This is a genomic window from Pseudomonas sp. 28 E 9, assembly GCF_900004785.1.
Taxonomy (GTDB): Bacteria; Pseudomonadota; Gammaproteobacteria; order Pseudomonadales; family Pseudomonadaceae; genus Aquipseudomonas; species Aquipseudomonas orientalis_A.
This window is the reverse complement of the sequence record NZ_CVTK01000026.1, coordinates 106,931-131,011: the sequence shown is the minus strand read 5'-3', so window position 1 is coordinate 131,011 and position 24,081 is coordinate 106,931. Positions and strand designations below refer to the sequence as shown.

The 24,081-nt window shown below is 62.2% G+C and carries 22 protein-coding genes; 13 read left to right on the top strand and 9 right to left on the bottom strand.

All coding sequences use genetic code 11. The annotated features are described in order from the left end of the window. Positions 1-31 precede the first annotated feature (31 nt). Together BFQ00_RS05280 and BFQ00_RS05275 are read right to left on the bottom strand one after the other, a co-directional pair. Positions 32-2,296, bottom strand: coding sequence for a putative bifunctional diguanylate cyclase/phosphodiesterase (locus BFQ00_RS05280; RefSeq protein WP_065932823.1), 2,265 nt, complete (start codon positions 2,294-2,296; stop codon positions 32-34). 137 nt (positions 2,297-2,433) lie between these two features. Then, entirely contained in the window at positions 2,434-2,802 is a 369-nt protein-coding gene (locus BFQ00_RS05275; RefSeq protein WP_065886149.1) for a YkgJ family cysteine cluster protein, read from the bottom strand. Positions 2,803-3,049: 247 nt separating this feature from the next. Between BFQ00_RS05275 and BFQ00_RS05270 the strand changes: the two genes are divergently transcribed. Next, positions 3,050-4,396: a spinster family MFS transporter gene (locus BFQ00_RS05270; RefSeq protein WP_065886150.1), complete on the top strand. Its 1,347-nt coding sequence runs from the start codon at positions 3,050-3,052 to the stop codon at positions 4,394-4,396. A 791-nt stretch (positions 4,397-5,187) separates the two neighbouring features. Here the strand turns inward: BFQ00_RS05270 and rapA are convergent. Then, positions 5,188-8,034, bottom strand: coding sequence for an RNA polymerase-associated protein RapA (gene rapA / locus BFQ00_RS05265; RefSeq protein ID WP_065932822.1), 2,847 nt, complete (start codon positions 8,032-8,034; stop codon positions 5,188-5,190). A 219-nt stretch (positions 8,035-8,253) separates the two neighbouring features. Between rapA and BFQ00_RS05260 the strand changes: the two genes are divergently transcribed. Beyond that, positions 8,254-8,595 carry an aspartate-semialdehyde dehydrogenase gene (locus BFQ00_RS05260; protein WP_065932821.1) on the top strand — a complete coding sequence of 114 codons (342 nt, stop codon included), beginning with the start codon at positions 8,254-8,256 and terminating at the stop codon, positions 8,593-8,595. Here the strand turns inward: BFQ00_RS05260 and BFQ00_RS05255 are convergent. The 3 genes from BFQ00_RS05255 to BFQ00_RS05245 form a co-directional block, all read right to left on the bottom strand. Next, on the bottom strand, positions 8,592-9,773 hold the full coding sequence (locus tag BFQ00_RS05255) for an aminotransferase class V-fold PLP-dependent enzyme (protein ID WP_065932820.1): 1,182 nt from the start codon (positions 9,771-9,773) through the stop codon (positions 8,592-8,594). The two genes, BFQ00_RS05260 and BFQ00_RS05255, sit on opposite strands and share 4 nt — an antisense overlap. Then, positions 9,770-10,240, bottom strand: a complete 471-nt coding sequence (locus BFQ00_RS05250) for a RidA family protein (protein WP_065932819.1) — start codon at positions 10,238-10,240, stop codon at positions 9,770-9,772. The genes BFQ00_RS05255 and BFQ00_RS05250 overlap by 4 nt, the downstream gene beginning before the upstream one ends. Positions 10,241-10,329: 89 nt before the next feature. After that, complete coding sequence (locus BFQ00_RS05245) at positions 10,330-11,202, bottom strand: LysR substrate-binding domain-containing protein (RefSeq protein ID WP_065886155.1); 873 nt, start codon at positions 11,200-11,202, stop codon at positions 10,330-10,332. Positions 11,203-11,334: 132 nt separating this feature from the next. On the opposite strand from BFQ00_RS05245, the gene BFQ00_RS29575 reads away from it, so the two are divergent. Next, the gene (locus tag BFQ00_RS29575) at positions 11,335-11,496 is read left to right on the top strand and encodes a hypothetical protein (protein WP_090408332.1); all 162 of its coding nucleotides are present in this window, start codon (positions 11,335-11,337) and stop codon (positions 11,494-11,496) included. A gap of 143 nt (positions 11,497-11,639) precedes the next feature. Beyond that, positions 11,640-11,756, top strand: coding sequence for a cytochrome c oxidase subunit CcoM (gene ccoM / locus BFQ00_RS30240; protein WP_017530457.1), 117 nt, complete (start codon positions 11,640-11,642; stop codon positions 11,754-11,756). A gap of 155 nt (positions 11,757-11,911) precedes the next feature. Here the strand turns inward: ccoM and BFQ00_RS05240 are convergent, their stop codons facing one another. From BFQ00_RS05240 to BFQ00_RS28930, 3 genes are all read right to left on the bottom strand, one after another. Then, complete coding sequence (locus BFQ00_RS05240; protein WP_057723136.1) at positions 11,912-13,387, bottom strand: inorganic phosphate transporter; 1,476 nt, start codon at positions 13,385-13,387, stop codon at positions 11,912-11,914. Positions 13,388-13,713: 326 nt separating this feature from the next. After that, positions 13,714-13,914: a hypothetical protein gene (locus BFQ00_RS05235; protein ID WP_003172389.1), complete on the bottom strand. Its 201-nt coding sequence runs from the start codon at positions 13,912-13,914 to the stop codon at positions 13,714-13,716. Between the two features lie 255 nt (positions 13,915-14,169). Then, complete coding sequence (locus BFQ00_RS28930) at positions 14,170-14,406, bottom strand: hypothetical protein (RefSeq protein ID WP_130184174.1); 237 nt, start codon at positions 14,404-14,406, stop codon at positions 14,170-14,172. 17 nt (positions 14,407-14,423) lie between these two features. Here BFQ00_RS28930 and pcaR point away from each other — a divergent pair, with 17 nt between their 5' ends. The 9 genes from pcaR to BFQ00_RS05190 all read left to right on the top strand — a co-directional run bounded on the left by pcaR (position 14,424) and on the right by BFQ00_RS05190 (position 24,078). Further along, positions 14,424-15,266: a pca regulon transcriptional regulator PcaR gene (gene pcaR, locus BFQ00_RS05230; protein ID WP_065886157.1), complete on the top strand. Its 843-nt coding sequence runs from the start codon at positions 14,424-14,426 to the stop codon at positions 15,264-15,266. A gap of 144 nt (positions 15,267-15,410) precedes the next feature. Further along, on the top strand, positions 15,411-16,751 hold the full coding sequence (locus BFQ00_RS05225) for an MFS transporter (protein WP_065886158.1): 1,341 nt from the start codon (positions 15,411-15,413) through the stop codon (positions 16,749-16,751). Positions 16,752-17,094: 343 nt separating this feature from the next. Next, the gene (locus BFQ00_RS05220) at positions 17,095-17,952 is read left to right on the top strand and encodes a CoA transferase subunit A (protein WP_065886159.1); all 858 of its coding nucleotides are present in this window, start codon (positions 17,095-17,097) and stop codon (positions 17,950-17,952) included. After that, the gene (locus tag BFQ00_RS05215; RefSeq protein WP_065886160.1) at positions 17,952-18,731 is read left to right on the top strand and encodes a CoA-transferase subunit beta; all 780 of its coding nucleotides are present in this window, start codon (positions 17,952-17,954) and stop codon (positions 18,729-18,731) included. The genes BFQ00_RS05220 and BFQ00_RS05215 overlap by 1 nt, the downstream gene beginning before the upstream one ends. Then, positions 18,728-19,930: a 3-oxoadipyl-CoA thiolase gene (gene pcaF, locus BFQ00_RS05210; protein WP_170827532.1), complete on the top strand. Its 1,203-nt coding sequence runs from the start codon at positions 18,728-18,730 to the stop codon at positions 19,928-19,930. Before BFQ00_RS05215 ends, pcaF begins: the two co-directional genes overlap by 4 nt. 17 nt (positions 19,931-19,947) lie before the next feature. Beyond that, positions 19,948-20,652 (top strand): protocatechuate 3,4-dioxygenase subunit beta, encoded by a 705-nt coding sequence (gene pcaH, locus BFQ00_RS05205; RefSeq protein WP_065897021.1) that lies wholly within the window; start codon positions 19,948-19,950, stop codon positions 20,650-20,652. A gap of 1 nt (position 20,653) precedes the next feature. Then, positions 20,654-21,220 (top strand): protocatechuate 3,4-dioxygenase subunit alpha, encoded by a 567-nt coding sequence (pcaG, locus tag BFQ00_RS05200; RefSeq protein ID WP_065886163.1) that lies wholly within the window; start codon positions 20,654-20,656, stop codon positions 21,218-21,220. A 187-nt stretch (positions 21,221-21,407) separates the two neighbouring features. Further along, positions 21,408-22,703, top strand: coding sequence for an MFS family transporter (locus tag BFQ00_RS05195; RefSeq protein WP_065932817.1), 1,296 nt, complete (start codon positions 21,408-21,410; stop codon positions 22,701-22,703). 10 nt (positions 22,704-22,713) lie between these two features. Further along, positions 22,714-24,078 (top strand): 3-carboxy-cis,cis-muconate cycloisomerase, encoded by a 1,365-nt coding sequence (locus BFQ00_RS05190; RefSeq protein WP_065932816.1) that lies wholly within the window; start codon positions 22,714-22,716, stop codon positions 24,076-24,078. Positions 24,079-24,081 lie beyond the last annotated feature (3 nt).

The window sequence follows — 24,081 nt, the reverse complement described above, 5'->3', positions numbered from 1 at the left end:
AAATTGTTTCAAGGTATTGGGCGTTGCCGCGTCAGCGAATGGGCCTCACCGTGGAAGGCGGGCTCACGCGCGCCGGTGCAGGTGCCTTGGGCGAAGCCGCGTCTTTATTGGCGGCTGTGCTGAACGTGTGCAGCGGGTTGCGTATCTGCATGCCCTGCATGACGCCGATGATTTCGCTGAAGGCCACCGCCGGGCTCAGCAGATAACCCTGAATGAAATCGCAGCCATGCTGCAGCAACAGTTCGAATTGCGCCTGGGTTTCCACCCCTTCGGTCACCACTTCCAGATGCAGGGTATGGGCCATGCCGATAATCGCCTGGACGATTTCGCTGTCGGCGGTGGACTTGGGAACATCCTGGATAAACGAGCGGTCGATCTTCAAGGTGGTGAGGGGCAGTCGCTTGAGGTAGGCCAGCGATGAATAGCCAGTGCCGAAGTCATCGATGGCCAGGGACACGCCCAGGGCGCGGATCTGCCGCAACAAGGCCAGGGTGCTGCTGATATTGCCCATCAACGCGTTTTCGGTGACTTCCAGCTCCAGGCGATTGGCGGCAATGCTGGCAAAGCGCAGGGCGGCTTCGATTTCGTCCGCCAGTTCATCCCGGGCCAGGTTCAGGGCCGAGCAGTTCACGGACATGGTCAGCTCGGTGTAGCCGCGATCAGACAGCAGGCTCAGGTCATGACAGGCCTGGCGCAAGACCCAGTGGTCCAGTTCGGCAATCAGCCCGTTGCTCTCGGCAATCCCGATAAACCGGTCCGGCGCCAGCAGGCCGTGTTGCGGATGCTGCCAGCGCACCAGGGCCTCCAGGCGCGTGACCTTGCCGAGCTTCATGTCGAAGATCGGCTGATAGAACAGCACCAGCTCGTTACGCGTGCGCAGGGCGGCGCGCAGTTCCTCTTCCAGTTGCAGCTCCAGGAAGGCGCGGGTTTTGAGGTTGGAACTGAAGAAGTGCAGGCTGTTGCGCCCGGCGTCCTTGGATTGGTAAAGCGCAAGGTCAGCGGTTTTCAGCAGTTCTTCACAGGTCTGGCCATCGTCGGGAAACAGGCTGATGCCGATGCTGGTGGTCATGACCATGCGCCGGCCGGCCAGCTCGATGGGCTCTTTCATCTTTTGCATGATGCGCTGGGCCATGTGCCGCGCTTCGTCGCGATGATGGATATTGATCAGGATGCAGAACTCATCCCCGCCAAAGCGCGCCACCACGTCGGCATGGCTGCGCACCGAGCTTTTGATATGGCTGGCCAGCACGGTGAGCAGTTGATCGCCGGCGTCGTGCCCAAGGCTGTCGTTGATACGCTTGAAATGGTCGATATCGAGGAAGATCACCGCCATCATGCCGTTGGAGGCGGTTTTTTCAGCGACCTTTTCCGCAAAGATCTGGTTGAAGCCCCGCCGGTTGAGCAAGCTGGTCAGCGCGTCGTAATGGGCGACCTGCTGCAATGAGGCCCGAGCCTGGTCCAGTTCGCTGAGCAGCGCGTTGACCCGGCGCAGATCGCGTTCCTTGTGCTGCAGTTTTTTGTCCGCCAGGGCGGCGCTGATGCTGCTGCCGATCACCAGCAAGGTAATCACCGCCACCGACAGGCCCAGTTGCATGGGGTTGTTGTCCACCGGCAGTGACAGATTCACGCCGTTGGGTACCAGCAATTGCATGGCCGCCATGCCGGTGAAATGCATGCTCAGGATACCGGCGCCCAGCACCAGGCTGGCGGCGTATTTGAGCAGTTGGTGAAACACGCCGGCACCGTTGCGCAGGTAGCTCGACAGCAACAACGCCGCCAGGCTCGCGCCGATGGCAATCGCCACCGACGCCATGAACAGCCCGGATTCGAAGTACACCTGGGCCTGTGAGCGCATGGACGACATGCCGACGTAGTGCATCAGGGCGATGCCCAGTCCCATCCACACCGAGGCCAGCACGTACTGGTGCAAGCGCAGGTGCGCGTGACTGAGGGTCTGCATGGCGAACAGCGAAGCGATCAGAGCGATGACCAGCGAGACGAAGGTCATGAGCAATTCGTAATGAATGGCGATGGGCGCCTGGAATGCCAGCATGCTGATGAAATGCGTCGACCAGATACCGCCCGCCAGGCAACCCGCGCCCAACCAACGCCAGCGGCGGCGGGCGGTGGGGTCTTCTACATGGCCGACGCGTTCGGCCATATCCAGCGTGCCGAAGCCCGCCGCGCAGGCGACCAGATAAGCCAGCAGCACCAGAAAGGGGTTATGACTGCAATTGAGTAATAAGTGCCCGTTGTCTGGAAGCTCGGTGAAAAAGTGCAGCCCCAGCCATTCCATAGCGTGTCCCGTCATAGCGTCCCGTCACTGCCTCAGGCGGTGACCTATGAGATCGAGTATAGAAGCCTCGCGGGATTTGCCATGAATAATGGCACTTTGATTCAATTCTTTTTGCATGGCGCCCATAGCGTTTGATGCTAAGCGCTGATGGGCAGATCCAGTTCGAAAGGTCGTTCCTGGAGGGGCGCCAGACCGAAAGCGGCGCGGGCGGTATCGCAGTCGACGTTGTGTACGCCCTGGCTCCACGAGGCGTCGAATTCGCGGCAGGGGCTTGAGCGCTGTTCATAGATGGAACAGCGCGTGCCTTTGCCCACTTCACCCTCGAGGCTGCAGCAGCGTGCGGGCTTCTGGTCGGTGCCGATCATTGCCACGCGGGTGGGGTTGATCTGCACCACCAGGTCGTCGGGCACCGTACCGCCCGATGAGGCGCATTCGCCCCAGAAGAAAGACACGCGAAAGTGTGAACAGCAGGCACCGCAATTCAGACACGGACTGGCTTCGGACATGGGCGTCATCGATTAAGGGTAGGGAAGGGAACTGCGGGAAGGCTCGCCATTCTATCTGGGCCGTGGCCGTTGGGAAGGGGGGCGCATAGATATATTTTCGTAGGGAAAGTCCCGTAATTTCGGGGATATCACGCCCTATCAGCTTTACGAATCATTACAGACAAGCGCCGCCGGCCTGACTATGTTGCAGCTACTGAGCAGGATGCAGTGGGCATCGCAGCTCTCATAACAATAAAGAGACGGACCCATGCAGAACTCGACCCAAGCGGCGAATGCCTGGCGCATTCTGTTCCTGCTGTTCCTCGCCAACCTGTTCAACTTCTTTGACCGCACCATTCCGGCGATCATCATCGAGCCGATCCGCATGGAGTGGCATCTGAGCGACTTCCAGCTCGGCATCATCGGTACCTCTTTCACCATCGTTTATGCCATCGCCGGACTGCCGCTGGGGCGCCTGGCCGACACGGGTTCGCGCAGCAAACTGATGGGCTGGGGCCTGTTTGCCTGGAGCGGGCTGACGGCGGTCAATGGCCTGGTTGGCAGTTTCTGGAGCTTCCTGCTGGTGCGCATGGGCATCGGCATCGGGGAAGCCAGCTATGCCCCCGCCGCCAATTCGTTGATCGGCGATCTGTTTCCCGCCCACCGCCGCGCGCGTGCCATGGGGATCTTCATGCTCGGCCTGCCGTTGGGCTTGTTGCTGGCATTCTTCACCATCGGCGCGATGGTCAAGGCGTTCGACAGCTGGCGTGCGCCGTTCTTTATTGCCGCGGTGCCGGGGCTGATCCTCGCGGTGTTCATGTTCTACATCAAGGAGCCCAAACGCGGCGCGGCGGAATCGGTGCAAGTGTCCCAGGAACGCGTCGACCGTCCGATCCGCCGTGTGCTGGCGGTGCCGACCTTCCTGTGGCTGGTGCTGGCCGGGCTGTGCTTCAACTTCGCCACCTACGCGTGCAACTCATTCCTGGTGCCGATGCTGCAACGCTACTTCCTGATGCCTTTGCAGGAGGCGGCGGTGGCCACCGGTGTGATCGTCGGCCTGACCGGTCTGGTGGGCCTGACCCTGGGGGGCTGGATTGCCGACAAGATCCACCAGCGGGTCGCCAATGGCCGGCTGCTGTTCGCCGCGTGCAGCCTGATCATCTCCACGGTCACCACCGCCTGGGCCTTGCACGCCGGGCGTATTGAGATCGGGGTGTTCGTCTTGCTGTTCAGCGTGGGCTGGTTGTTTGCTTACAACTTCTATACCTGCGTGTACACGGCGATTCAGGACGTGGTTGAACCGCGTCTGCGGGCCACGGCGATGGCGTTGTTCTTTGCCGGTTTGTATCTGCTGGGTGGGGGGATGGGGCCGATTGTGGTGGGCGGGCTGTCTGATCATTTTGCCCATGCGGCGATGTACGCGGCGGGGGCCGAGCAGATGACCGAGGCTTATAAGGCGGTGGGGTTGCATGACGCCATGTACCTGATCCCGGTGGCGTTGTTTCTGACTATGCTGTTTTTGTTTCAGGCTTCGCGCAGTTTTGTGCGTGATGCCAGGCGGATGAAGGAGGGGTTGGGTGCGGTGGAGGTGCCGGCTGCTGCGGCGACTGCTTGAGACCGAGGTGAGGGTATCGGGGCCGACCAGGGTGCTGTGTCGATCCTGATCCTAATGTGGGAGGGGGCTTGCCCCCGATGGCGGCCTCAGAGCCGACCAGGATGTTGGATCAGACCGAGTACATATCCGTTTCTGAGGTAACGGCCACTTAGGGTTCCGCCCAACGGCGGCTCACTTTTGAAAAGCGCAAAAGTAAGCAAAACGCTCTTGCCCCACCACTCGGCACCTCGCCTAGGCTCGGTGTGCCCTCTCTCCGGCTTGAATCCGTGGGCCGCCGCAATGGGCCATCCCTGGCCCAGTGCGGCTAACCCGGCGTCCTGCCGGGTTACCCACGGATTCAAGCCTGCGTTCGGCCAGCGTGGTTTAACGGGGCGCCTAAGATCAAAAGCCAGAGCAAGAGCAAGAGCAAGAGCAAGAGCAAGAGCAAGAGCAAGAGCAAGAGCAAGAGCAAGAGCAAGAGCAAGAGCAAGAGCAAGAGCAAGAGCGGCTCGCTTCGCATCGTGGTTAGTGTTGGCGGGTGTAGGCTGCGAAGTTGTGTAGATACCTATGCGCCGATGAGGCGCTGAAGGCTTATAAAAAAGGCCCGCATTGTGTGCGTAATGCCGTTCAGTTAAGGCTTTTTGTAGGAGCGAGCTTGCTCGCGAAAAACCACAGGCGCCGCGTTCAATCAGGAATCACGCGTTATCGTTGACGTTTTTCGCGAGCAAGCTCGCTCCTACAGAGGGCGATGTACGCTTAACTGAACGGCATTACGCATTGTGTGCGGGCCTTTCTTTTTCAGCAGGCAGTGATCAACCCGCCACCAGCACTCGAATCGCTTCCAGTCGCAACGCGGCCTTGTCGAGCATGGCCAGGCCTTGCTCGCGCTGGTTGCGCAGGGCGACCAACTCGCTGTCGCGGACGGTCGGGTTGACCGCTTGCAGGGCGGTCAAGCGCGCCAGTTCTTCGTCGGTGTCGGCTGCCAGGCGACGCTTGGCCTCGGCCACGCGCTCGGCGTGACGCGGGGCGATTTTCTCTTCGCCGGCGTTGATGCGCGGCGTCAACTGGTCGCGCTGGGCCTGTACGAATTTGTTGGCGCTGGCGCGCGGCACGCTTTCCAACTGGTCGTTCAAGGTCACGAACGAGACGCGGCCGGACAGGTCATTGCCGTTGGCATCCAGCAGGCAGCGCAGGGCCGCCGGGGGCAGGTAGCGACCCAGTTGCAGCGAGCGCGGGGCAACCACTTCGCTGACATACAGCAGTTCCAGCAAGACGGTGCCCGGCTTGAGCGCCTTGTTCTTGATCAGCGCCACGGCGGTGTTGCCCATGGAGCCGGACAGCACCAGGTCCATGCCGCCTTGCACCATCGGGTGTTCCCAGGTGATGAACTGCATGTCTTCACGCGACAGCGCTTGGTTGCGGTCGTAGGTGATGGTCACGCCTTCGTCGTCGCCCAGGGGGAAGCTGGCGTCGAGCATCTTTTCGCTGGGTTTCAAGATCAGCGCGTTTTCCGAATGGTCTTCGCTGTCGATGCCGAAGGCGTCGAACAGGGTCTCCATGTAGATCGGCAGGGCGAACTGGTCGTCCTGCTCGAGGATGTCCTCGACCAGCGCATCGCCTTCACCGGCGCCGCCGGAGTTGAGTTCCAGCAAGCGGTCGCGGCCGGTGTGCAGTTCCTGTTCCAGACGCTCACGCTCGGCACGGGCCTCGTCGATCAGCGCTTGCCACTCGCTGTCGTCGGCGTTCTCCAGCAGCGGCAGCAGGCGCGGGCCGAACTGATGCTGCAAGGCGTTGCCGGTCGGGCAGGTATTGAGGAACGCGTTCAGCGCTTCGTGGTACCACTGGAACAGGCGCTCTTGCGGGCTGGTTTCCAGGTACGGTACGTGCAGTTCGATCACGTGTTTCTGGCCGATCCGGTCCAGACGGCCGATGCGCTGTTCCAGCAGGTCGGGGTGGGACGGCAGGTCGAACAGCACCAGATGATGGGAGAACTGGAAGTTGCGGCCTTCACTGCCGATTTCCGAGCAGATCAGCACCTGGGCGCCAAATTCTTCATCGGCGAAGTACGCTGCGGCGCGGTCGCGTTCGAGGATGTTCATGCCTTCGTGGAACACCGTGGCCGGAATGCCGGAACGTACGCGCAGGGCGTCTTCCAGGTCCATGGCGGTTTCGGCGTGGGCGCAGATCACCAGGACCTTGGTGCGCTTGAGCATTTTCAGCTGGTCGATCAGCCACTCGACACGCGGGTCGAAGCGCCACCAGCGGTGCTCTTCCTCGATGTCCGGTTGCGCCTGGAAGCTGACTTCGGGGTACAGCTCGGCGTGTTCGCCCAGCGGCAACTCCATGTATTCGTCCGGGTTCGGCAGCGGGTAGGCGTGCAGCTTGCGCTCGGGGAAGCCTTGTACGGCGGCGCGGGTGTTGCGAAACAGCACGCGGCCGGTGCCGTGGCGGTCGAGCAGCTCACGCACCAGGCGCGCGCTGGCTTCGGTGTCGCCATCGTTGACGGCGGTCAGCAAGGCTTCGCCTTCGTTACCGAGGAAACCCTGGATGGTCTTGTGCGCGGCAGGCGACAAGCGGCCCTTGTCGAGCAGCTCCTGCACGGCTTCGGCCACCGGGCGGTAGTTCTCGCTCTCGGCGCGGAAGGCGTGCAGGTCGTGGAAACGGTTCGGGTCGAGCAGGCGCAGGCGCGCGAAGTGGCTGTCCTGGCCCAGTTGTTCCGGGGTGGCGGTGAGCAGCAGCACGCCGGGAATCACTTCGGCCAGTTGTTCGACCAGCGAATATTCGGCGCTGGCCTTGTCTTCATGCCACACCAGGTGGTGGGCTTCGTCGACCACCAGCAGGTCCCAACCGGCCGCGAACAGTGCGTCCTGGGCCTTCTCGTCGTCCACCAGCCATTCCAGGGCGACCAGCGCCAGCTGAGTGTCTTCGAACGGGTTGGTGGCATCGCTTTCGATAAAGCGTTCTTCGTCAAACAGTGCGACCTGCAGGTTGAAGCGGCGGCGCATTTCCACCAGCCACTGGTGCTGCAGGTTTTCCGGGACCAGTATCAGCACGCGGCTGGCGCGGCCCGAGAGCAACTGACGATGGATCACCAGGCCCGCTTCGATGGTCTTGCCCAGGCCCACTTCGTCGGCCAGCAATACCCGTGGCGCGATACGGTCAGCGACTTCGCGGGCGATGTGCAGTTGGTGCGCGATCGGTTGCGCACGCACGCCGCCCAGGCCCCACAGCGAGGACTGCAGTTGGCGGCTGGTATGTTCCAGGGTGTGGTAGCGCAGCGAGAACCAGGCCAGCGGGTCGATCTGCCCGGCGAACAGGCGGTCGCTGGCCAGGCGGAACTGGATGAAGTTGGACAGTTGGGTTTCCGGCAGGGTGACCTGCTCGTTCTGCCCGTTGAGGCCGTGGTAGACCAGCAGGCCGTCGACGTCGTCGACTTCCTGTACGGTCATTTTCCAGCCTTCGAAATGGGTGATGCTGTCGCCCGGCGAAAACCTCACGCGGGTGAGGGGCGCATTCCGTAGCGCATACTGGCGAGTGTCGCCAGTGGCCGGATAGAGCACGGTCAACAAGCGGCCGTCCTGTGCCAGAACGGTGCCTAACCCCAGCTCTGCTTCGCTGTCACTAATCCAGCGTTGCCCCGGTTGATACTGCTGCGCCATGCTGCCTGACTCCCGCCGTGAAAAAGCCGACTATCTTAACGGAACAAGGCCCCACGCCCAAGGACTCTGACGAAAACTACTGGGTTGGTGCGCACGCCCGCCGGCTAAATCGACGGGTGGCGGGCACTCACAACTGTCGACTGGGTCACAGCTTGGCGAGCGCGCGCTCAAGTCGCCCTGGGGGGCGCCGACAGCCTGTTGATCAGGAGAATCAAGATTATGTTGCCACCCATGCTGCCCGTCAGTGTCGTGCCGGTCACGTCGCAACTCGATCCGGTGCGCCAGAAGCCGGATATCCCGCCCGTCGTGCCGGTTCAACCGAGCTCCAACGAGAGCACCATCGACCTGAAAAAGGGCGATGCGGAGCAGTCGACCTTTCTGCTGCGCGAGGAACAACGCCGCCAGCAAGAGCAGCAAAAACGTCAGCGTGAAGCCGGCGACGACCCTGAGCAGCACCTGCCGATTCCCGGCGATCTGCTCAACGCCGACAACACCGTGCCCGTGGCGCCGCTGATTGAAGACGCGCCGCGCCAGGGCTTGTGGGTCGACATCGAGGTTTAGTCGCGCAGTGTTCGCAAGGCCTCCAGCAGTAACGCGCAGTCCCGGTCGTCGTTGAGTGGGCTGACGGAGATTCGCGCAATGCTGTTCAACCCGCGCGCCTGCATGTCCAGTGGAGTGTAGGCCACACCGTTGGCGCCGATGTTGATGCGCTGCAAGCCCAGGCGCTGCTTGAGTTCGAAGGCGTCCCAACCGGTCAGGTTGAAGGCGATCAGTCCGGACTGCAGCGTGCCCATGTCATGCAAGGAAATCCCCGGGATCTGGCGCAGCCCTTCGCGGATTCGCGCGCTGGTGCGCGAGACGCCTTCCCATACCTGCTCGATCCCCAGTTGGTTGATCTCCTGCAAGGCATTGCCGAGTCCGGCCAGCAAGGCAAAGGACGCTTCGCTGGTTTCGAAGCGCCGCGCGTCGTTGCGCACATCGAAACCTGCGGCGGTCCAGGGGGCTGAAAACACATCGCGCTGGGCAGGATTCAGGCGCTGCAAAAACGCCGGCCTTACATACAACAGTGCCGTGCCCCGTGGCCCGCGCAGGTGCTTGCGGCCGGCGCACTTGAGCACATCGCAGTGCAGCGCCTGTACATCCACAGGCACCTGGCCGAGCGCCTGGCCAGCGTCGATAAAGTAGGGGATGGCGTGACGCCGCGCCACTTCGCCGATGGCCTGGGCAGGGTTGATCAGGCCGCCGTTGGCCGGCAGCCAGGTGAGGTTGATCAACTTCACGTCGGCGTCGATCATCGCCTCCAGCGCCACCGGGCACACTGCGCCGGCCGCGTCGCAGGGGATGACGTCGATTCGGGCACCTGCTTGCACGGCCATTGCCATGCTCGCCAGGTTACCGCCCCATTCATGCCGGCCGACCAAAATGCGGTCACCTGGCTGCCACGGGCCCAAGGCCTGGAACGCCAGGTTCCAGGCCGTCGAGCCACTGCTGGCGAAGGCAATCGAGGACGCGGGCGCATTGAGCAATTGCGCGGCGGCGTGACGGGCCTGCTCCACCAGCACGGCGCCATGCTCGCCAGCTTCCATCGGACCGTCCTGGGCTTCGCGTTGCAGTTGCGCGACGATGGCGTCGAGGGTGGCCTGGCTGGGCAGAGAAGCACCGGCATGATTGAAGTGTACGGTGCCGGCCCGGCAGCCGGGCGTGGCCGCTCGCAGTTGTCGGATGGCCAGCGGGGTCACGGTTGCAACTCGACAATGGCGTCGACTTCCACGGCCACGCCCGCCGGCAAACTGCTCACGCCGACGGCGGTGCGCACATGCTGGCCTTTGTCACCGAGGGCGTTGACCAACAGGTTCGAGGCGCCATCGGCGACCGCGCTCTGGCGTTGGAAATCGGCGGTGCAGGCGATGAATACCCCCAGCTTCACGATGCGCACCACGCGCGACAGGTCATCGCCCAGGGCATCGCTCAGTTGCCCGAGCAGGCCCAGTGCCGCGAGTTCTGCGGCCTGGGCGCCTTGTTGATCATCCAGCGTGTCGCCGACGCGGCCGACGTAGGCAGGCGTGCCATCGAGCAGGGGAATTTGCCCGGAAATGAAGAGTTGGTTGCCGCTGACGACATGGTTGATGTAGTTGGCCGCCGGTTGGCTGGCAGTCGGCAGTGTCAGGCCAAGGGCGTGTACGCGTTGACGGATGGAGTCGCTCATGATGCAACCTCTTGAGGGGGAGGTTCCAGCATGTTGGCTGCACGAGTGGCCGACAAACGGATAGATCTCAATCGACGCATCGAAAAAAATCATGCGTCGGCGCAGGTTTCCTGCAGCCACTGAATGAAACATGCTGCCGCTTCGCTCGGCGGGCTGTGGGGCGTGATCAGCCAGTAGCCGATCTCACTGTGGTACGGCGGCCAGTCGAATGCCTCCACCAGGCTGCCGTCGCGAAGCTTGCGCTGGATCAGGCGATGGCGGCCCATGGCGATTCCCTGGCCGGCCACGCTGGCTTCGACCACGATGTTGTAGTCATGCAGCATCACGCGAGGGTGGCGCTCGAGGTCGACCTGATAATGCTGCGACCAATCCGTCCACTCGAACGGGCGGTGTGAGGTGGCCATCAACAGCGGGCTATCGTGGGATTGGCCGGCCTTGAAGGCCGGGCTGCATACCGGTGACAGGGTTTCGGTCATCAGTCGCGTGGCGTGCACGTCGGGCCAGTCGCCCTTGCCGTAACGGATGGCCAGGTCAACCTCGGCACCGGCGACGTTGGCCAATTGAATGGCGGGCAGCAATTCAACCTGGACATGCGGGTAGCGATTGAGAAACTCGGCCAGACGCGGTGCCAGCCACAGCGTGGCGAAGGACGCCAGCAAGCCGACGCGCAACAGGCTGGGGCCGGGTACTGCTTTTTGGTGGCGGGTGGCGGTTGCAATGGCATCCAGAGCCGGGCGGATTTCGTTGTAGTAATGCTGGCCGTCCACCGTCAGATCTATCGCACGTGTGCGCCGGATAAACAGCGGTTTGCCCAAGTGTTGCTCAAGTTTCTGCACGTGGTGGCTCAGGGCGCTCTGGGTTACCGACAACTCATTTGCCGCCTTGATAAAGCTCAAGTGCCGCGCCACAGCCTCAAAGGCGCGCAGGGCCAGCAACGGAGGAAGGTCCTTGTGCAATGCCACCGGGTTGCGTCTCCTGGGGAGGAAGGAAGGTGCCGATTCTGGTCGATGCCCTGCGTTTTGTCGCCCGCTGATTTGCCGTCGGGCGCGGGAGACCGCATTATTGGACATTCCCGCCATTACGTAAGCCAAGCCATGAGTGACGACGACAAGCTGATCGACCTGAATGCCGAACGCGCCAAGCGCGTGCATGACCTCAATGACAAGCGCCTGAACGAAGTGCGTCAGGCGTTTGAACAGGCGATGCCCCTGGGTAAAGCCAAGAAGAAGTCGAAGAACAAGCCGAAAAAACGTTGAATCAACTTGCCTGGATTGATCCAGGTCAGTTATTGCCCTTCTTTACGCCCCGTCGCGGGCGACATTGATCCCCGTCAATTTTCCATTCCGCCTTCTCCATTAACTTAGCCCTATCGCAACAGGGCAAGTGCAGGAGGCCGGTCATGTTTATCGATAATGTGGTATTTGCCGGAGTGCTGACCGTAAGCCTCATGGTGCTGTTTTTTGTTGGATTCGGATTTTTTATCTGGAAAGACGCGAACAAGCGTAAAAAACCCTAGGTTTTTCCGGATTACAGGGCACGCAAGGCATTTTGGGCGACTTCGGTCGCCCTTTTTTTTGCCTATCGTTCCCACGCAGAGCGTGGGAGCGATCATCAGGCCATAAAAAAGGTGCGATTCTCGCGAATCGCACCTTCTTCATTGCAGGCGACTGATCAGCTGCCCAGCGCCCAGGACGCCAGCCAGAACAACCCGGCCGAGAGGCCTACGGTTGCCGGCAAGGTCAATACCCAAGCCATCAGGATGGTCTTGACGGTGCCGCCTTGCAGGCCGCTTTTGTTGGCGACCATGGTGCCGGCCACGCCGGAAGACAACACGTGGGTGGTGGACACCGGCAGGGCGAAGATATTGGCGAAGCCGATCATGGTGGCGGTGGTGATCTGCGCCGACATGCCTTGGGCATAGGTCATGCCTTGCTTGCCGATCTTCTCGCCGATGGTCAGTACCACGCGTTTCCAGCCGACCATGGTGCCCAGGCCCAGGGCCAGTGCGACCGCGAGAATCACCCAGAACGGCGCGTACTCGGTCGTGGCGGTCAGGTCCTTGCGCAGCTTGTCGAGGTCTGACTTTTCACGCGCATCCAGGCCAGGCAGCTTGCCGACTTTCTTGGCGGTATCGTCCAGGCAGAGCAGGTAACGACGTACTTCGATGCGCTGGTCGGCACTCAACGCGTGGTAGTCGGAAACACCTTTGAGCGTATCAACCAGCGCGTTGATGGTCGGCTCGGTCTGCTGCGGGTTGCATTGGAACTTGCCCGGCAGATCGTCCTTGACACTTTTGCCCAGGGCCAGGAACTCGCCGAGCGTGGCATTGTTGCGCTGGTAGAACTGGCTCAAATGCACGGTGGCATCGCGAGTACGTTCGATCTGGTAGGTGGTGCTTCCCAGGTCGAGCACGAACTGCGCCGGCACGATACCGATCAGCACGAGCATGATCAGGCCGATACCTTTTTGCCCATCGTTGGAGCCGTGCACGAAGCTCACCGCCATGGCCGAAATCACCAGCACCAGGCGGTTCCAGAACGGCGGGTGCTTCTTGTCGTCAAGCTTGCGGCGCTGGTCCGGGGTCTTGTGCATCTTCGACAGCGGGCGCCACCACTTCAGGCCGATCAGCACCAGGGCTGCGACGAGAAAGCCGGCCATCGGCGAGAACACCAGGGACGCACCGATATCGATCGCTTTCTGCCAGTTCACACCGTCAGCCAGGGGAATATCGTTGATCAGGGCGTTGGCCAGGCCCACACCGAGGATCGAACCGATCAGCGTGTGGGAGCTGGAGGCGGGGATACCGAAGTACCAGGTGCCCAGGTTCCAGGTGATTGCCGCCGCCAACAATGAGAAGACCATCGCCAAACCATGGCCGGTGTTCACATTGATCAGCAACTCCACCGGCAACAGATGCACGATGGCGTAGGCGACACCCACACCGCCGAGCAACACGCCGAGGAAGTTGAACACCCCGGAGAAGAACACCGCCAGGTGCGGCGGCATGGCCTTGGTATAGATGACTGTGGCCACCGCGTTAGCGGTGTCATGAAAGCCATTGATGAACTCGAAGGCGAGGACAAAGGCCAGGGCGAGCAACAGGCTCACTAGAACCCAAGCATCCAGTCCGCTGAATAAATCGATCATGAAGGTTTTCTGACCCGGTCGTAAGGGGGCGCGATTATGCCAGAAAACCTCGGTAATCGATGCATTAGCTGCTCATCGGTAACAATCTGGCGTGAAAAAAACCGGCCTGCGCAGGCGCATCCCAGGGTTTTCGGGGCTTTGGCAAGTGCTTGATTTGTAAAGCCAGGGCGCGAAAAAACACGGTTTCGACACAAAAATGTCATGTGTGAAACATTTGTATGAAATTTCGTTAGCAGCAGTAGGGCGCCGACCAGTGGTTTTGAAGGTCGCTGCCCTTCGCAGGTGATGACCGGCGCCGACCGTAAAGCCTGGAGGCTCAACTCGCCCTAGGGCTCTTCGGCCTTGAGTTCTTGCTCGATCTTCTGGATTTCCTGGGCGAACGCCTGGTCCAGCAGGCTGGCGCGCTTGCGCCAGGGCTTACGTTCCGGCTCAGGCTGGGCGGCGTAGGTGGTGACTTCCCCGCCGTAAACGTCCTTGTAACGTTGCTCCTGGCGCTCAAGTTCCGCGCGCAGTTCATCTTTCGTCACAGTGTTACCTAATTGAGTTGGGTTTAATAAGGGTACAACTTCATGCCAAAAGGCGCCTCGGGTGTACATACTTCAACAGACGCCCTGTTCAAGTTTAAGTAGGGACCTGAGATCGCTTTTTCAATCCACTGCTTTAATCGACCCTGCGCACGGGATGCGGCGCCGGGCGAGCTCCGATCCCAATAACCGAATTGGGCTGACCTCTGTACAGGCTGCATTATAGCGACGCATTTGAAGAACGCTATCGGCATAAATTTAAAAAGTCTCAACTTCATGTGCGAGTTTTGTTACATCACAGCGTAAGTGTTGGCTGAACATATACCCCCAAAACAGCCGTTTTTTACCGGGCAACGCGCTGTAGCGGGCCCGGCAACCGAGAATTGCGATAATCGCATCATCGTCCGATAATCGCCCAATGTTGCCGCCCTTGCCTTGTGCATCGCTAACCGTGCGGCTTGTAATAGCAGCCAGCCCTTCTGTGGTTGAAAACAAGAAAAAGGATCCCTGAAATGAACGATCAATTGCGCAACTCCTTCGCGTCGGTGGCGCCGCCGATCGTGGCATCACCGGCCAAGCGCATCCAGGCGTTCACCGGTGATCCGGACTTCATGACCTCCCTGGCCCGTGGCCTGGCCGTGGTGCAGGCGTTTCAGGAGCGCAAGCGTCACCTGACCATCGCCCAGATCAGCCATCGCACCGAAATTCCGCGTGCCGCCGTGCGCCGCTGCCTGCATACCTTGATCAAGCTGGGGTATGCCACCACCGATGGCCGTACCTACTCGTTGCTGCCCAAGGTGCTGACCCTGGGCCACGCCTATTTATCGTCGACCCCCCTGGCCGTGTCGGCCCAGCCCTACCTGGATCGCATGAGCGAACAGCTTCACGAGGCCTGCAACATGGCGACCCTCGAAGGCGACGACATTCTTTACATCGCCCGCTCGGCCACCACTCAGCGCCTGATTTCCGTTGACCTTTCCGTGGGCGGGCGCTTGCCGGCGTACTGCACCTCCATGGGCCGCATCCTGCTGGCCGCCCTGGATGACGCCTCGTTGCAGGATTACCTTGACCACGCCGACCTGCAAACCAAGACCAGTCGCACCTTGACCACGCCCGAAGCGTTGTTCGAATGCCTGCAACAGGTGCGTCAGCAGGGTTGGTGCATCGTCGATCAGGAACTGGAGCAGGGCCTGCGTTCGATCGCCGTACCGGTTTACGACGCATCCGGCCAGGTGTTGGCCGCGCTCAATGTCAGCACCCATGCCGGGCGGGTCAGCCGCAGCGAGTTGGAGCAGCGGTTCCTGCCGAGCATGCTCAGCGCCAGTCGCGAGCTGAGCATGCAACTGTTTGCCTGAGTGTTCGGTGACCGCACAGAACCCGGCGTGATCAATTGACGCTGTTTCCCCTGGCTTATTAATGTGCGGCAGCGCTTCAGGGCGCGCTCCAATAATAATGGCGACCCCAGGTCGCTGGCCCGCCATCGGTGTGGAATAAAAATAATGAATCAGCCATCTGTCGGTTCTACCCTGGACGTGCAGTCCTTCATCAATGCCCAGCCCTTGTCACGTTACCAGTGGCGCGTGGTGATCCTGTGCTTCCTGATTGTCTTCCTCGACGGCCTCGACACCGCCGCCATGGGCTTTATCGCACCCGCGCTGTCCCAGGATTGGGGCATCGACCGCGCCAGCCTCGGCCCGGTGATGAGCGCCGCGTTGATCGGCATGGTCTTCGGCGCGCTGGGTTCCGGCCCGCTGGCCGACCGCTTCGGGCGCAAAGTGGTGCTGGTGGGCGCGGTGCTGGTGTTCGGTGCCTTCAGCCTGGCTTCGGCCTACAGCAGCAATGTCGACCAACTGCTGGTGTTGCGTTTCCTGACGGGCCTGGGGCTGGGCGCAGGCATGCCCAACGCCACCACGCTGCTCTCCGAATACACCCCCGAGCGGCACAAGTCGCTGTTGGTGACCAGCATGTTTTGCGGCTTCAACCTGGGCATGGCCGGTGGCGGGTTTATCTCGGCCAAGTTGATCCCGGCCTTCGGCTGGCACAGCCTGTTGCTGATCGGTGGCATCCTGCCGTTGATCCTGGGCGCGGTGCTGTTGGTGTGGTTGCCGGAGTCGGCGCGTTACCTGGTGGTGCGCAACCGTGGCACCGACAAGGTACGCAAGGCCCTGTCCCCGATTGACCCCGGCATTGTCGCCCAGGCCACTCACTTCAGCGTGCCGGAGCAAAAGACCGTCAAGGCGCGCAACGTGTTCGCGGTGATTTTTTCCGGTACCTACAGCGCCGGCACGCTGCTGCTGTGGCTCACCTATTTCATGGGCCTGGTGATTGTGTACCTGCTCACCAGCTGGCTGCCAACCCTGATGCGCGACAGTGGCGCCAGCATGGAGCAGGCCGCCTTTATCGGCGCCTTGTTCCAGTTTGGCGGCGTATTGAGCGCCGTCGGCGTGGGCTGGGCGATGGATCGGTTCAACCCGCACAAAGTGATTGGCACCTTCTACCTGTTGGCGGGGGTATTTGCCTACGCGGTCGGGCAGAGCCTGGGCAATATCACCCTGTTGGCGACTCTGGTGCTGATTGCCGGGATGTGCGTCAACGGTGCGCAATCGGCGATGCCCTCCCTGGCTGCGCGCTTCTACCCGACCCAGGGCCGCGCCACCGGCGTGTCGTGGATGCTCGGCATTGGCCGTTTCGGCGCGATTCTCGGTGCGTGGATGGGCGCGACCTTGCTGGGCCTGGGCTGGAACTTCGAGCAGGTGCTGACGGCGCTGGTGATTCCGGCGGGGTTGGCCACCGCAGCGGTGCTGATCAAGGGCATGGTCAGCCACGCCGATGCGACCTGATCTCTGGCGAGGTTAAAAGTGTGGGAGGGGGGCACGCCCTGATGCCTGTCTGTAGGAGCGAGCTTGCTCGCGAAAAACGTCAACGATAACGCGTGCTTTCTGAATGAACGCGGTGCCTGTGAGCTTTTCGCGAGCAAGCTCGCTCCTACAGACTGGCATCAGGGTTCCCCCCTCCCACAGTTGATCGCGTTGTTTCAAAAAAAATAGCCAGGCAACAATGCGTTCGATAATCGAACACTGAGTCGATTATCGGATTGTTCGGCCCATTCCCCCGGCTTAATCTTCAAGCACTTCGGCGCCCCCCCTCAGCGCCTTTTTCGATCAACACCGGGAGCCCAACCCCATGGCTGAAATTCTCACCCTGCGCGATGCGGTCAAGCGCTTCGTGAACGACGGCGATACCGTCGCCCTCGAAGGCTTCACTCACCTGATCCCCACCGCCGCAGGTCATGAAATCATTCGTCAGGGCAAGAAAGACCTGACGCTGGTGCGTATGACGCCTGACCTGATCTACGACCAGTTGATCGGCGCCGGCTGTGCGCGCAAGTTGATTTTCTCCTGGGGCGGCAACCCGGGCGTGGGTTCCCTGCATCGTCTGCGCGACGCGGTGGAAAAGCAGTGGCCGCAGCCGCTGGAGATCGAAGAACACAGCCATGCCGACCTGGCCAACGCCTACGTCGCCGGCGCCTCCGGCCTGCCGTTTGCGGTGCTGCGGGCCTACGCCGGTTCCGACTTGCCCAAGGTCAACCCGCTGATCAAGACCGTCACGTGCCCGTTTACTGGCGAAGTGCTGGCGGCCGTCCCGTCGGTACGCCCGGATGTCACGGTAATCCATGCGCAGAAGGCCGACCGCAAGGGCAACGTGCTGCTATGGGGCATTCTTGGCGTGCAGAAGGAAGCGGCCCTGGCGGCCAAGCGCTGCATCGTCACCGTCGAGGAAATCGTCGACGACCTGAACGCGCCGATGAACAGCTGCGTATTGCCGACCTGGGCCCTGACCGCCGTGTGCCATGTGCCCGGTGGCGCGCACCCGTCCTACGCCCATGGCTACAACGAGCGGGATAACCGTTTCTACCAGGCGTGGGACCCGATTGCCCGCGACCGTGGGACCTTTACCGCCTGGATCGACGAATACATCCACGGCACTGCTGATTTCAGCGAGTTCCAGGCCAGGCTGGCCAGCGCGCAGGAGGCCAAGTAATGACCTATTCCACCAATGAAATGATGACCGTCGCCGCCGCGCGCCGCCTCAAGAATGGCTCGGTGTGCTTCGTCGGCATCGGCCTGCCGTCCAAGGCGGCCAACCTGGCGCGCCTGACCTCCTCGCCTGACGTGGTGCTGATCTACGAGTCCGGCCCGATTGGCGCCAAGCCCTCGGTGTTGCCGCTGTCCATCGGTGACGGTGAGTTGGCGGAAACGGCCGATACCGTGGTGCCCACCGGCGAAATCTTCCGCTACTGGCTGCAAGGCGGGCGCATCGACGTCGGCTTTCTCGGCGCGGCTCAGGTCGACCGTTTCGGCAACATCAACACCACCGTGGTCGGCGATTATCACCAGCCCAAGGTGCGTTTGCCGGGTGCTGGCGGCGCTCCGGAAATTGCCGGTTCCGCCAAAAGCGTGTTGATCATCCTTAAACAGTCGTCCCGTTCGTTTGTCGACAAGCTGGACTTCATCACCTCGGTCGGCCACGGCGAAGGCGGGGATTCGCGTAAGCGCCTGGGGCTGCCAGGGGCCGGTCCGGTCGGCATCATTACCGACCTGTGCATCATGGAGCCGGAGGAGGGCAGCCATGAGTTCGTGGTCACGGCCTTGCACCCTGGGGTGACCCGCGAGCAAGTGGTCGCGGCGACCGGCTGGGCCATTCGTTTTGCCGACCAGGTCGAGGTGACCGCCGAACCGACTGAGGTTGAGCTGAGCGCCCTGCGTGACCTCGAAGCACGCACCGCAGCCGCCCATGGCCAAGCACCGGGAGAAGCCTGATGCGCGATGTCTTTATCTGTGACGCCATTCGCACCCCCATCGGCCGCTTCGGCGGTGGCCTGTCCACGGTGCGCGCCGATGACCTGGCGGCCCTGCCGATCAAGGCGTTGATCGAACGCAACCCAACGGTGGAGTGGAGCGCCGTGGATGAAGTGTTCCTCGGCTGCGCCAACCAGGCCGGTGAAGACAACCGTAACGTGGCACGCATGGCGCTGCTGCTGGCGGGCCTGCCGGAGAGCATTCCCGGCGTGACCCTCAACCGCCTGTGCGCTTCGGGGATGGACGCCATCGGCACGGCCTTTCGCGCGATTGCCAGCGGCGAAATGGAGCTGGCGATTGCCGGCGGCGTCGAGTCGATGTCCCGCGCGCCGTTCGTGATGGGCAAGGCCGATGCTGCGTTTTCACGCACCATGAAGCTGGAAGACACCACCATCGGCTGGCGTTTTATCAACCCCTTGATGAAAGCCCAATACGGCGTCGACGCGATGCCGCAGACCGCCGATAACGTCGCCGACGACTACAATGTTTCGCGCGCCGACCAGGATGCCTTTGCCCTGCGCAGCCAGCAACGTACCGCTGCCGCGCAGGCCGCCGGCTTCTTTGCCGAAGAGATTGTGCCGGTGCGGGTGGCCCATAAAAAAGGCGAAACCGTGGTCGAGCATGATGAGCATCCACGGGACACCACCCTTGAGGCCCTGGCCAGACTCAAGCCGGTCAACGGCCCGGACAAGAGCGTCACCGCCGGCAACGCTTCGGGCGTCAACGATGGCGCCGCTGCGCTGATTCTGGCCTCGGCCGACGCGGTGAAAAAACACGGACTCACCGCCCGCGCCAGGGTGTTGGGCATGGCCAGTGCCGGCGTCGCCCCGCGCGTGATGGGGATCGGCCCGGTGCCGGCGGTGCGCAAGCTGGTGGAGCGCCTCGGTCTGGCGGTCACCGATTTTGACGTGATCGAACTCAACGAAGCCTTCGCCAGCCAAGGCTTGGCCGTGCTGCGCGAGTTGGGGATCGCCGACGACGCGCCGCAGGTCAACCCCAACGGCGGCGCCATCGCCCTGGGGCACCCCCTGGGCATGAGCGGTGCGCGGCTGGTACTGACAGCCCTGCACCAGCTGGAAAAAACCGGCGGGCGCAAAGGCCTGGCGACCATGTGCGTGGGCGTGGGCCAAGGCCTGGCCCTGGCGATTGAACGCGTCTGATAAGAGAGGATTGCTGCATGAATGACAAGCCCGGTTACCGGCGCCCGCACGCGGGCACCCAACCTGATTACCTGCACCCGGCCTACCAGTCGACGAACTTGCGTTCGCCCTCGCAGCCGTTGGTGTTCCTGCCCCATTCGTTGTCGGAAATCACCGGCCCGACCATCGGCGCCGAGCGCGTCAGCGAGACAGACAACGACCTGACCGCCCAGCATGAGGGCGAGCCTCAGGGCGAACGCATCATCATTCACGGGCGGGTGCTGGACGAGAACGGCCTGCCGGTGCCGGGCATCCTCGTGGAGATCTGGCAGGCCAACGCCGCCGGTCGCTACAACCACGAGCGCGACCTGCACGATGCGCCGCTGGACCCGAACTTCACCGGCACCGGGCGCACCGTCACCGACGCCGAGGGCTGGTACCAATTCCAGACCATCAAGCCCGGCGCCTACCCGTGGGGCAATCACCACAACGCCTGGCGCCCGGCGCATATCCACTTTTCGCTGTTCGGCCCCAGCGTGCTGACGCGGCTGGTCACGCAAATGTATTTCCCCGGCGACCCGCTGCTCGAATACGACCCGATCTACAACTGCGTGCCGGACACCAGTGCCAAGCAACGCCTGATCGCAAGCTTCGATCTGGAAAAAACCATTCCTTCCTATGCCCTCGGCTACCGCTGGGACATCGTCCTGCGCGGCCGCGACGCCACGCCGATGGAGAAATGAGATGAGCCTTTACGCAACCACGTCCCACACCGTCGGGCCGTATTACCACATCGGCCTGACCTGGCTGAACCGCGAAGACCTGACGGTCGCCGCCACCCTGGGCGAACGCGTGGCGATCAGCGGGCAGGTGGTGGACGGCAACGGCGATGTGGTCAACGACGCCATGCTTGAGGTCTGGCAGGCCAACGCCGCCGGCAAGTACGACCACCCCGAAGACGAGCAGGACAAAGCGCTGGATCCCAACTTCGAAGGCTTTGGCCGCGTGCCGGTGGATGCCGAGGGGCGCTTCCGCTTTACTACGATCAAGCCGGGCAGTGTGCCGGGGCTTCAAGGCACGACCCAGGCGCCGCATCTGGTGGTGCTGGTGTTTGCGCGGGGGTTGGTGAAGCACTTGCTGACGCGGATTTATTTTGACGGTGAGGCGTTGAATGGGGATGACCCGTTGCTGGCGTGTGTGCCGGCGCAGCGTCGCGGTACGTTGATTGCCAGGCAGGATGCGGCGGGGGTTTATCAGTGGGATGTGGTTTTGCAGGGGACAGACAGGGAAACGGTGTTTTTCGATTATTGAGTTGGCTGTAGGGCCCTATCGGGGGCAAGCCCCCTCCCACATTTGAATGTATTCACAAGTCCAAGTGTGGGAGGGGGCTTGCCCCCGATGGGGCCCTTACAAGCACTCCGTAGCCAAAAGTCTGCTTGCATGACACGGTTGTTGCAAAGTATGTCTAGGCTATAACCGTTCCCACTGAGTAAAAACCATGACAACAAAAACCAGTCACTACACCGGAGAAGAACGCAGCAAAAGGATTTTTGCGATTGTCGGTGCTTCCTCCGGCAATCTGGTCGAATGGTTCGACTTCTACGTCTATGCCTTCTGCGCCATTTACTTTGCGCCGGCCTTTTTCCCCTCGGACGACCCCACCGTCCAACTGCTCAACACCGCCGGCGTATTTGCCGCCGGGTTCCTGATGCGGCCAATCGGCGGTTGGCTGTTTGGCCGGGTGGCCGACAAACATGGCCGCAAGAATTCCATGATGATCTCGGTGCTGATGATGTGCGCCGGTTCCCTGGTCATCGCTTTCCTGCCGACCTACAAGGATATCGGCGCCTGGGCCCCGGCGTTGCTGCTGGTGGCGCGGCTGTTCCAGGGGTTGTCGGTGGGGGGCGAATACGGCACCACCGCGACCTACATGAGCGAAGTAGCGCTCAAGGGCCAGCGCGGTTTCTTCGCCTCGTTCCAGTACGTGACCCTGATCGGCGGGCAACTGCTGGCGGTGCTGGTGGTGGTGATCCTGCAACAGATCCTCACCGAAGAAGAATTGCGTGCCTGGGGCTGGCGTATTCCGTTCGTGATCGGCGCCATCGCGGCGGTGATCTCCCTGTTGCTGCGCCGCACCCTCAAGGAAACCACCAGCAAGGAAATGCGCGAGGACAAGGACGCCGGCAGTATCGTCGCGCTGTTCCGTGACCACGGCAAAGCCTTCATCACCGTGCTGGGCTACACCGCCGGCGGCTCGCTGATTTTCTATACGTTCACCACCTACATGCAGAAGTACCTGGTGAACACCGTCGGCATGCATGCCAAGACCGCCAGCTACATCATGACCGGCGCGCTGTTTCTGTACATGTGCATGCAGCCGCTGTTCGGCATGCTCGCCGACAAGATCGGCCGACGCAATTCCATGCTCTGGTTCGCCGGCCTGGGCACGCTGTTCACGGTGCCGATCCTGCTTACCCTGAAAACCGTCACCAGTCCGTTCCTGGCTTTTGTGCTGATCACGCTGGCACTGGCGATCGTCAGCTTCTATACCTCCATCAGTGGCCTGGTCAAAGCCGAGATGTTCCCACCCCAGGTGCGTGCATTGGGCGTGGGCCTGGCGTATGCCGTGGCCAACGCGGTGTTCGGCGGTTCGGCGGAAGTGGTTGCGTTGAGCCTGAAGTCCATCGGTATGGAAAACACCTTCTACTGGTACGTCACCGCGATGATGGCCGTGGCGTTCCTGTTCAGCTTGCGCCTGCCGAAACAGGCGGCGTACCTGCATCACGATTTGTAAGGGATGAGTTATGACACTGCGCACGAGCAACCAACTGTTCGACGCCTACTTCACCGCTGACAGCATGGCCGAGGTGTTCTGTGACCAGGGCCGCTTGCAGGGCATGCTGGATTTCGAGGCCGCGCTGGCCCGGGCCGAGGCTCAGGTCGGGTTGATCCCGCAGGCCGCCGTGGCGCCGATTGCCCAGGCCTGCCTGGCATCGCTGTATGACGTGGATGCGCTCAGTGTGGCGATTGCCACGGCGGGCAACTCGGCGATTCCAGTGGTCAAGGCGCTGGGCAAGTTGATTGCCGCTGAAGACGCCGGGGCCGAGCGCTATGTGCACCTGGGGGCAACCAGTCAGGATGTGATGGACACCGGCCTGGTGGTGCAATTGCGCCGCGCGCTGGAGCTGATCGAAGCGGACCTGGCGCGCCTGGGCGATGTATTGGCGGCCCAGGCGCAGCGGCATGCATCGACCCCCCTGGTCGGGCGCACCTGGCTGCAACACGCTACGCCCGTCACCCTGGGCATGAAGATCGCCGGCTGGCTGGGCGCGGTGACGCGCAGTCGCCAGCGCCTGGTGGAATTGAAACCGCGTTTGCTGGTGCTGCAGTTTGGCGGTGCGTCGGGCACCCTGGCGGCGCTGGGCGAGCAGGCCATGCCGGTGGCGCAGGCCTTGGCCGCCGAGCTGCAACTGAGCCTGCCCGAGCAGCCGTGGCACACCCAACGTGATCGTCTGGTGGAGTTTGCCAGCGTGCTTGGCCTGATCGCCGGCAGCCTTGGCAAGCTCGGCCGCGACATCAGCCTGTTGATGCAAACCGAAGCGGCGGAAGTGTTCGAGCCCTCGGCGCCGGGCAAGGGCGGCTCTTCGACCATGCCGCACAAGCGCAACCCGGTCGGCGCCGCCGTGCTGATCAGCGCCGCGACCCGAGTGCCCGGCCTGGTGGCGACGATGTTCAGTGCCATGCCCCAGGAGCACGAGCGTAGCCTGGGACTGTGGCACGCCGAATGGGAAACCTTGCCGCAGATCTGTCGATTGGTCTCGGGGGCACTGGAACAGGCGCTGCTGGTCAGCGAAGGGTTGGAGGTGGATGCCGAGCGCATGGCCCGCAATCTCGAGCTGACCCGGGGCCTGGTGCTGGCCGAAGCCGTCAGCAGCGTGCTGGCCCAGCGCCTGGGCCGTGAAACCGCGCATCACTTGCTGGAGCAGTGCTGCAAACGCGCGGTCGCCGAGCAGCGGCATTTGCGTGCCGTGCTGGCGGACCAGCCGCAGGTCACCGCCCAGTTGTCGTCGGCCGAACTGGACCGTCTGCTCGACCCGGCCAACTACCTCGGCCAGGCCTCTACCTGGGTCAGCCGCGCCGTGACCGAACACTTTGCATTGACTGCGTAAGGA

What these genes read in the sequence shown, in the direction of transcription:
- BFQ00_RS05280 (WP_065932823.1), bottom strand. Translation starts at nt 2,296, where the DNA reads ATGGAATGGCTGGGGCTGCACTTTTTCACCGAGCTTCCAGACAACGGG.
- BFQ00_RS05275 (WP_065886149.1), bottom strand. Translation starts at nt 2,802, where the DNA reads ATGTCCGAAGCCAGTCCGTGTCTGAATTGCGGTGCCTGCTGTTCACAC.
- BFQ00_RS05270 (WP_065886150.1), top strand. Translation starts at nt 3,050, where the DNA reads ATGCAGAACTCGACCCAAGCGGCGAATGCCTGGCGCATTCTGTTCCTG.
- rapA (WP_065932822.1), bottom strand. Translation starts at nt 8,034, where the DNA reads ATGGCGCAGCAGTATCAACCGGGGCAACGCTGGATTAGTGACAGCGAA.
- BFQ00_RS05260 (WP_065932821.1), top strand. Translation starts at nt 8,254, where the DNA reads ATGTTGCCACCCATGCTGCCCGTCAGTGTCGTGCCGGTCACGTCGCAA.
- BFQ00_RS05250 (WP_065932819.1), bottom strand. Translation starts at nt 10,240, where the DNA reads ATGAGCGACTCCATCCGTCAACGCGTACACGCCCTTGGCCTGACACTG.
- BFQ00_RS29575 (WP_090408332.1), top strand. Translation starts at nt 11,335, where the DNA reads ATGAGTGACGACGACAAGCTGATCGACCTGAATGCCGAACGCGCCAAG.
- ccoM (WP_017530457.1), top strand. Translation starts at nt 11,640, where the DNA reads ATGTTTATCGATAATGTGGTATTTGCCGGAGTGCTGACCGTAAGCCTC.
- BFQ00_RS05240 (WP_057723136.1), bottom strand. Translation starts at nt 13,387, where the DNA reads ATGATCGATTTATTCAGCGGACTGGATGCTTGGGTTCTAGTGAGCCTG.
- pcaR (WP_065886157.1), top strand. Translation starts at nt 14,424, where the DNA reads ATGAACGATCAATTGCGCAACTCCTTCGCGTCGGTGGCGCCGCCGATC.
- BFQ00_RS05225 (WP_065886158.1), top strand. Translation starts at nt 15,411, where the DNA reads ATGAATCAGCCATCTGTCGGTTCTACCCTGGACGTGCAGTCCTTCATC.
- BFQ00_RS05220 (WP_065886159.1), top strand. Translation starts at nt 17,095, where the DNA reads ATGGCTGAAATTCTCACCCTGCGCGATGCGGTCAAGCGCTTCGTGAAC.
- BFQ00_RS05215 (WP_065886160.1), top strand. Translation starts at nt 17,952, where the DNA reads ATGACCTATTCCACCAATGAAATGATGACCGTCGCCGCCGCGCGCCGC.
- pcaH (WP_065897021.1), top strand. Translation starts at nt 19,948, where the DNA reads ATGAATGACAAGCCCGGTTACCGGCGCCCGCACGCGGGCACCCAACCT.
- pcaG (WP_065886163.1), top strand. Translation starts at nt 20,654, where the DNA reads ATGAGCCTTTACGCAACCACGTCCCACACCGTCGGGCCGTATTACCAC.
- BFQ00_RS05195 (WP_065932817.1), top strand. Translation starts at nt 21,408, where the DNA reads ATGACAACAAAAACCAGTCACTACACCGGAGAAGAACGCAGCAAAAGG.
- BFQ00_RS05190 (WP_065932816.1), top strand. Translation starts at nt 22,714, where the DNA reads ATGACACTGCGCACGAGCAACCAACTGTTCGACGCCTACTTCACCGCT.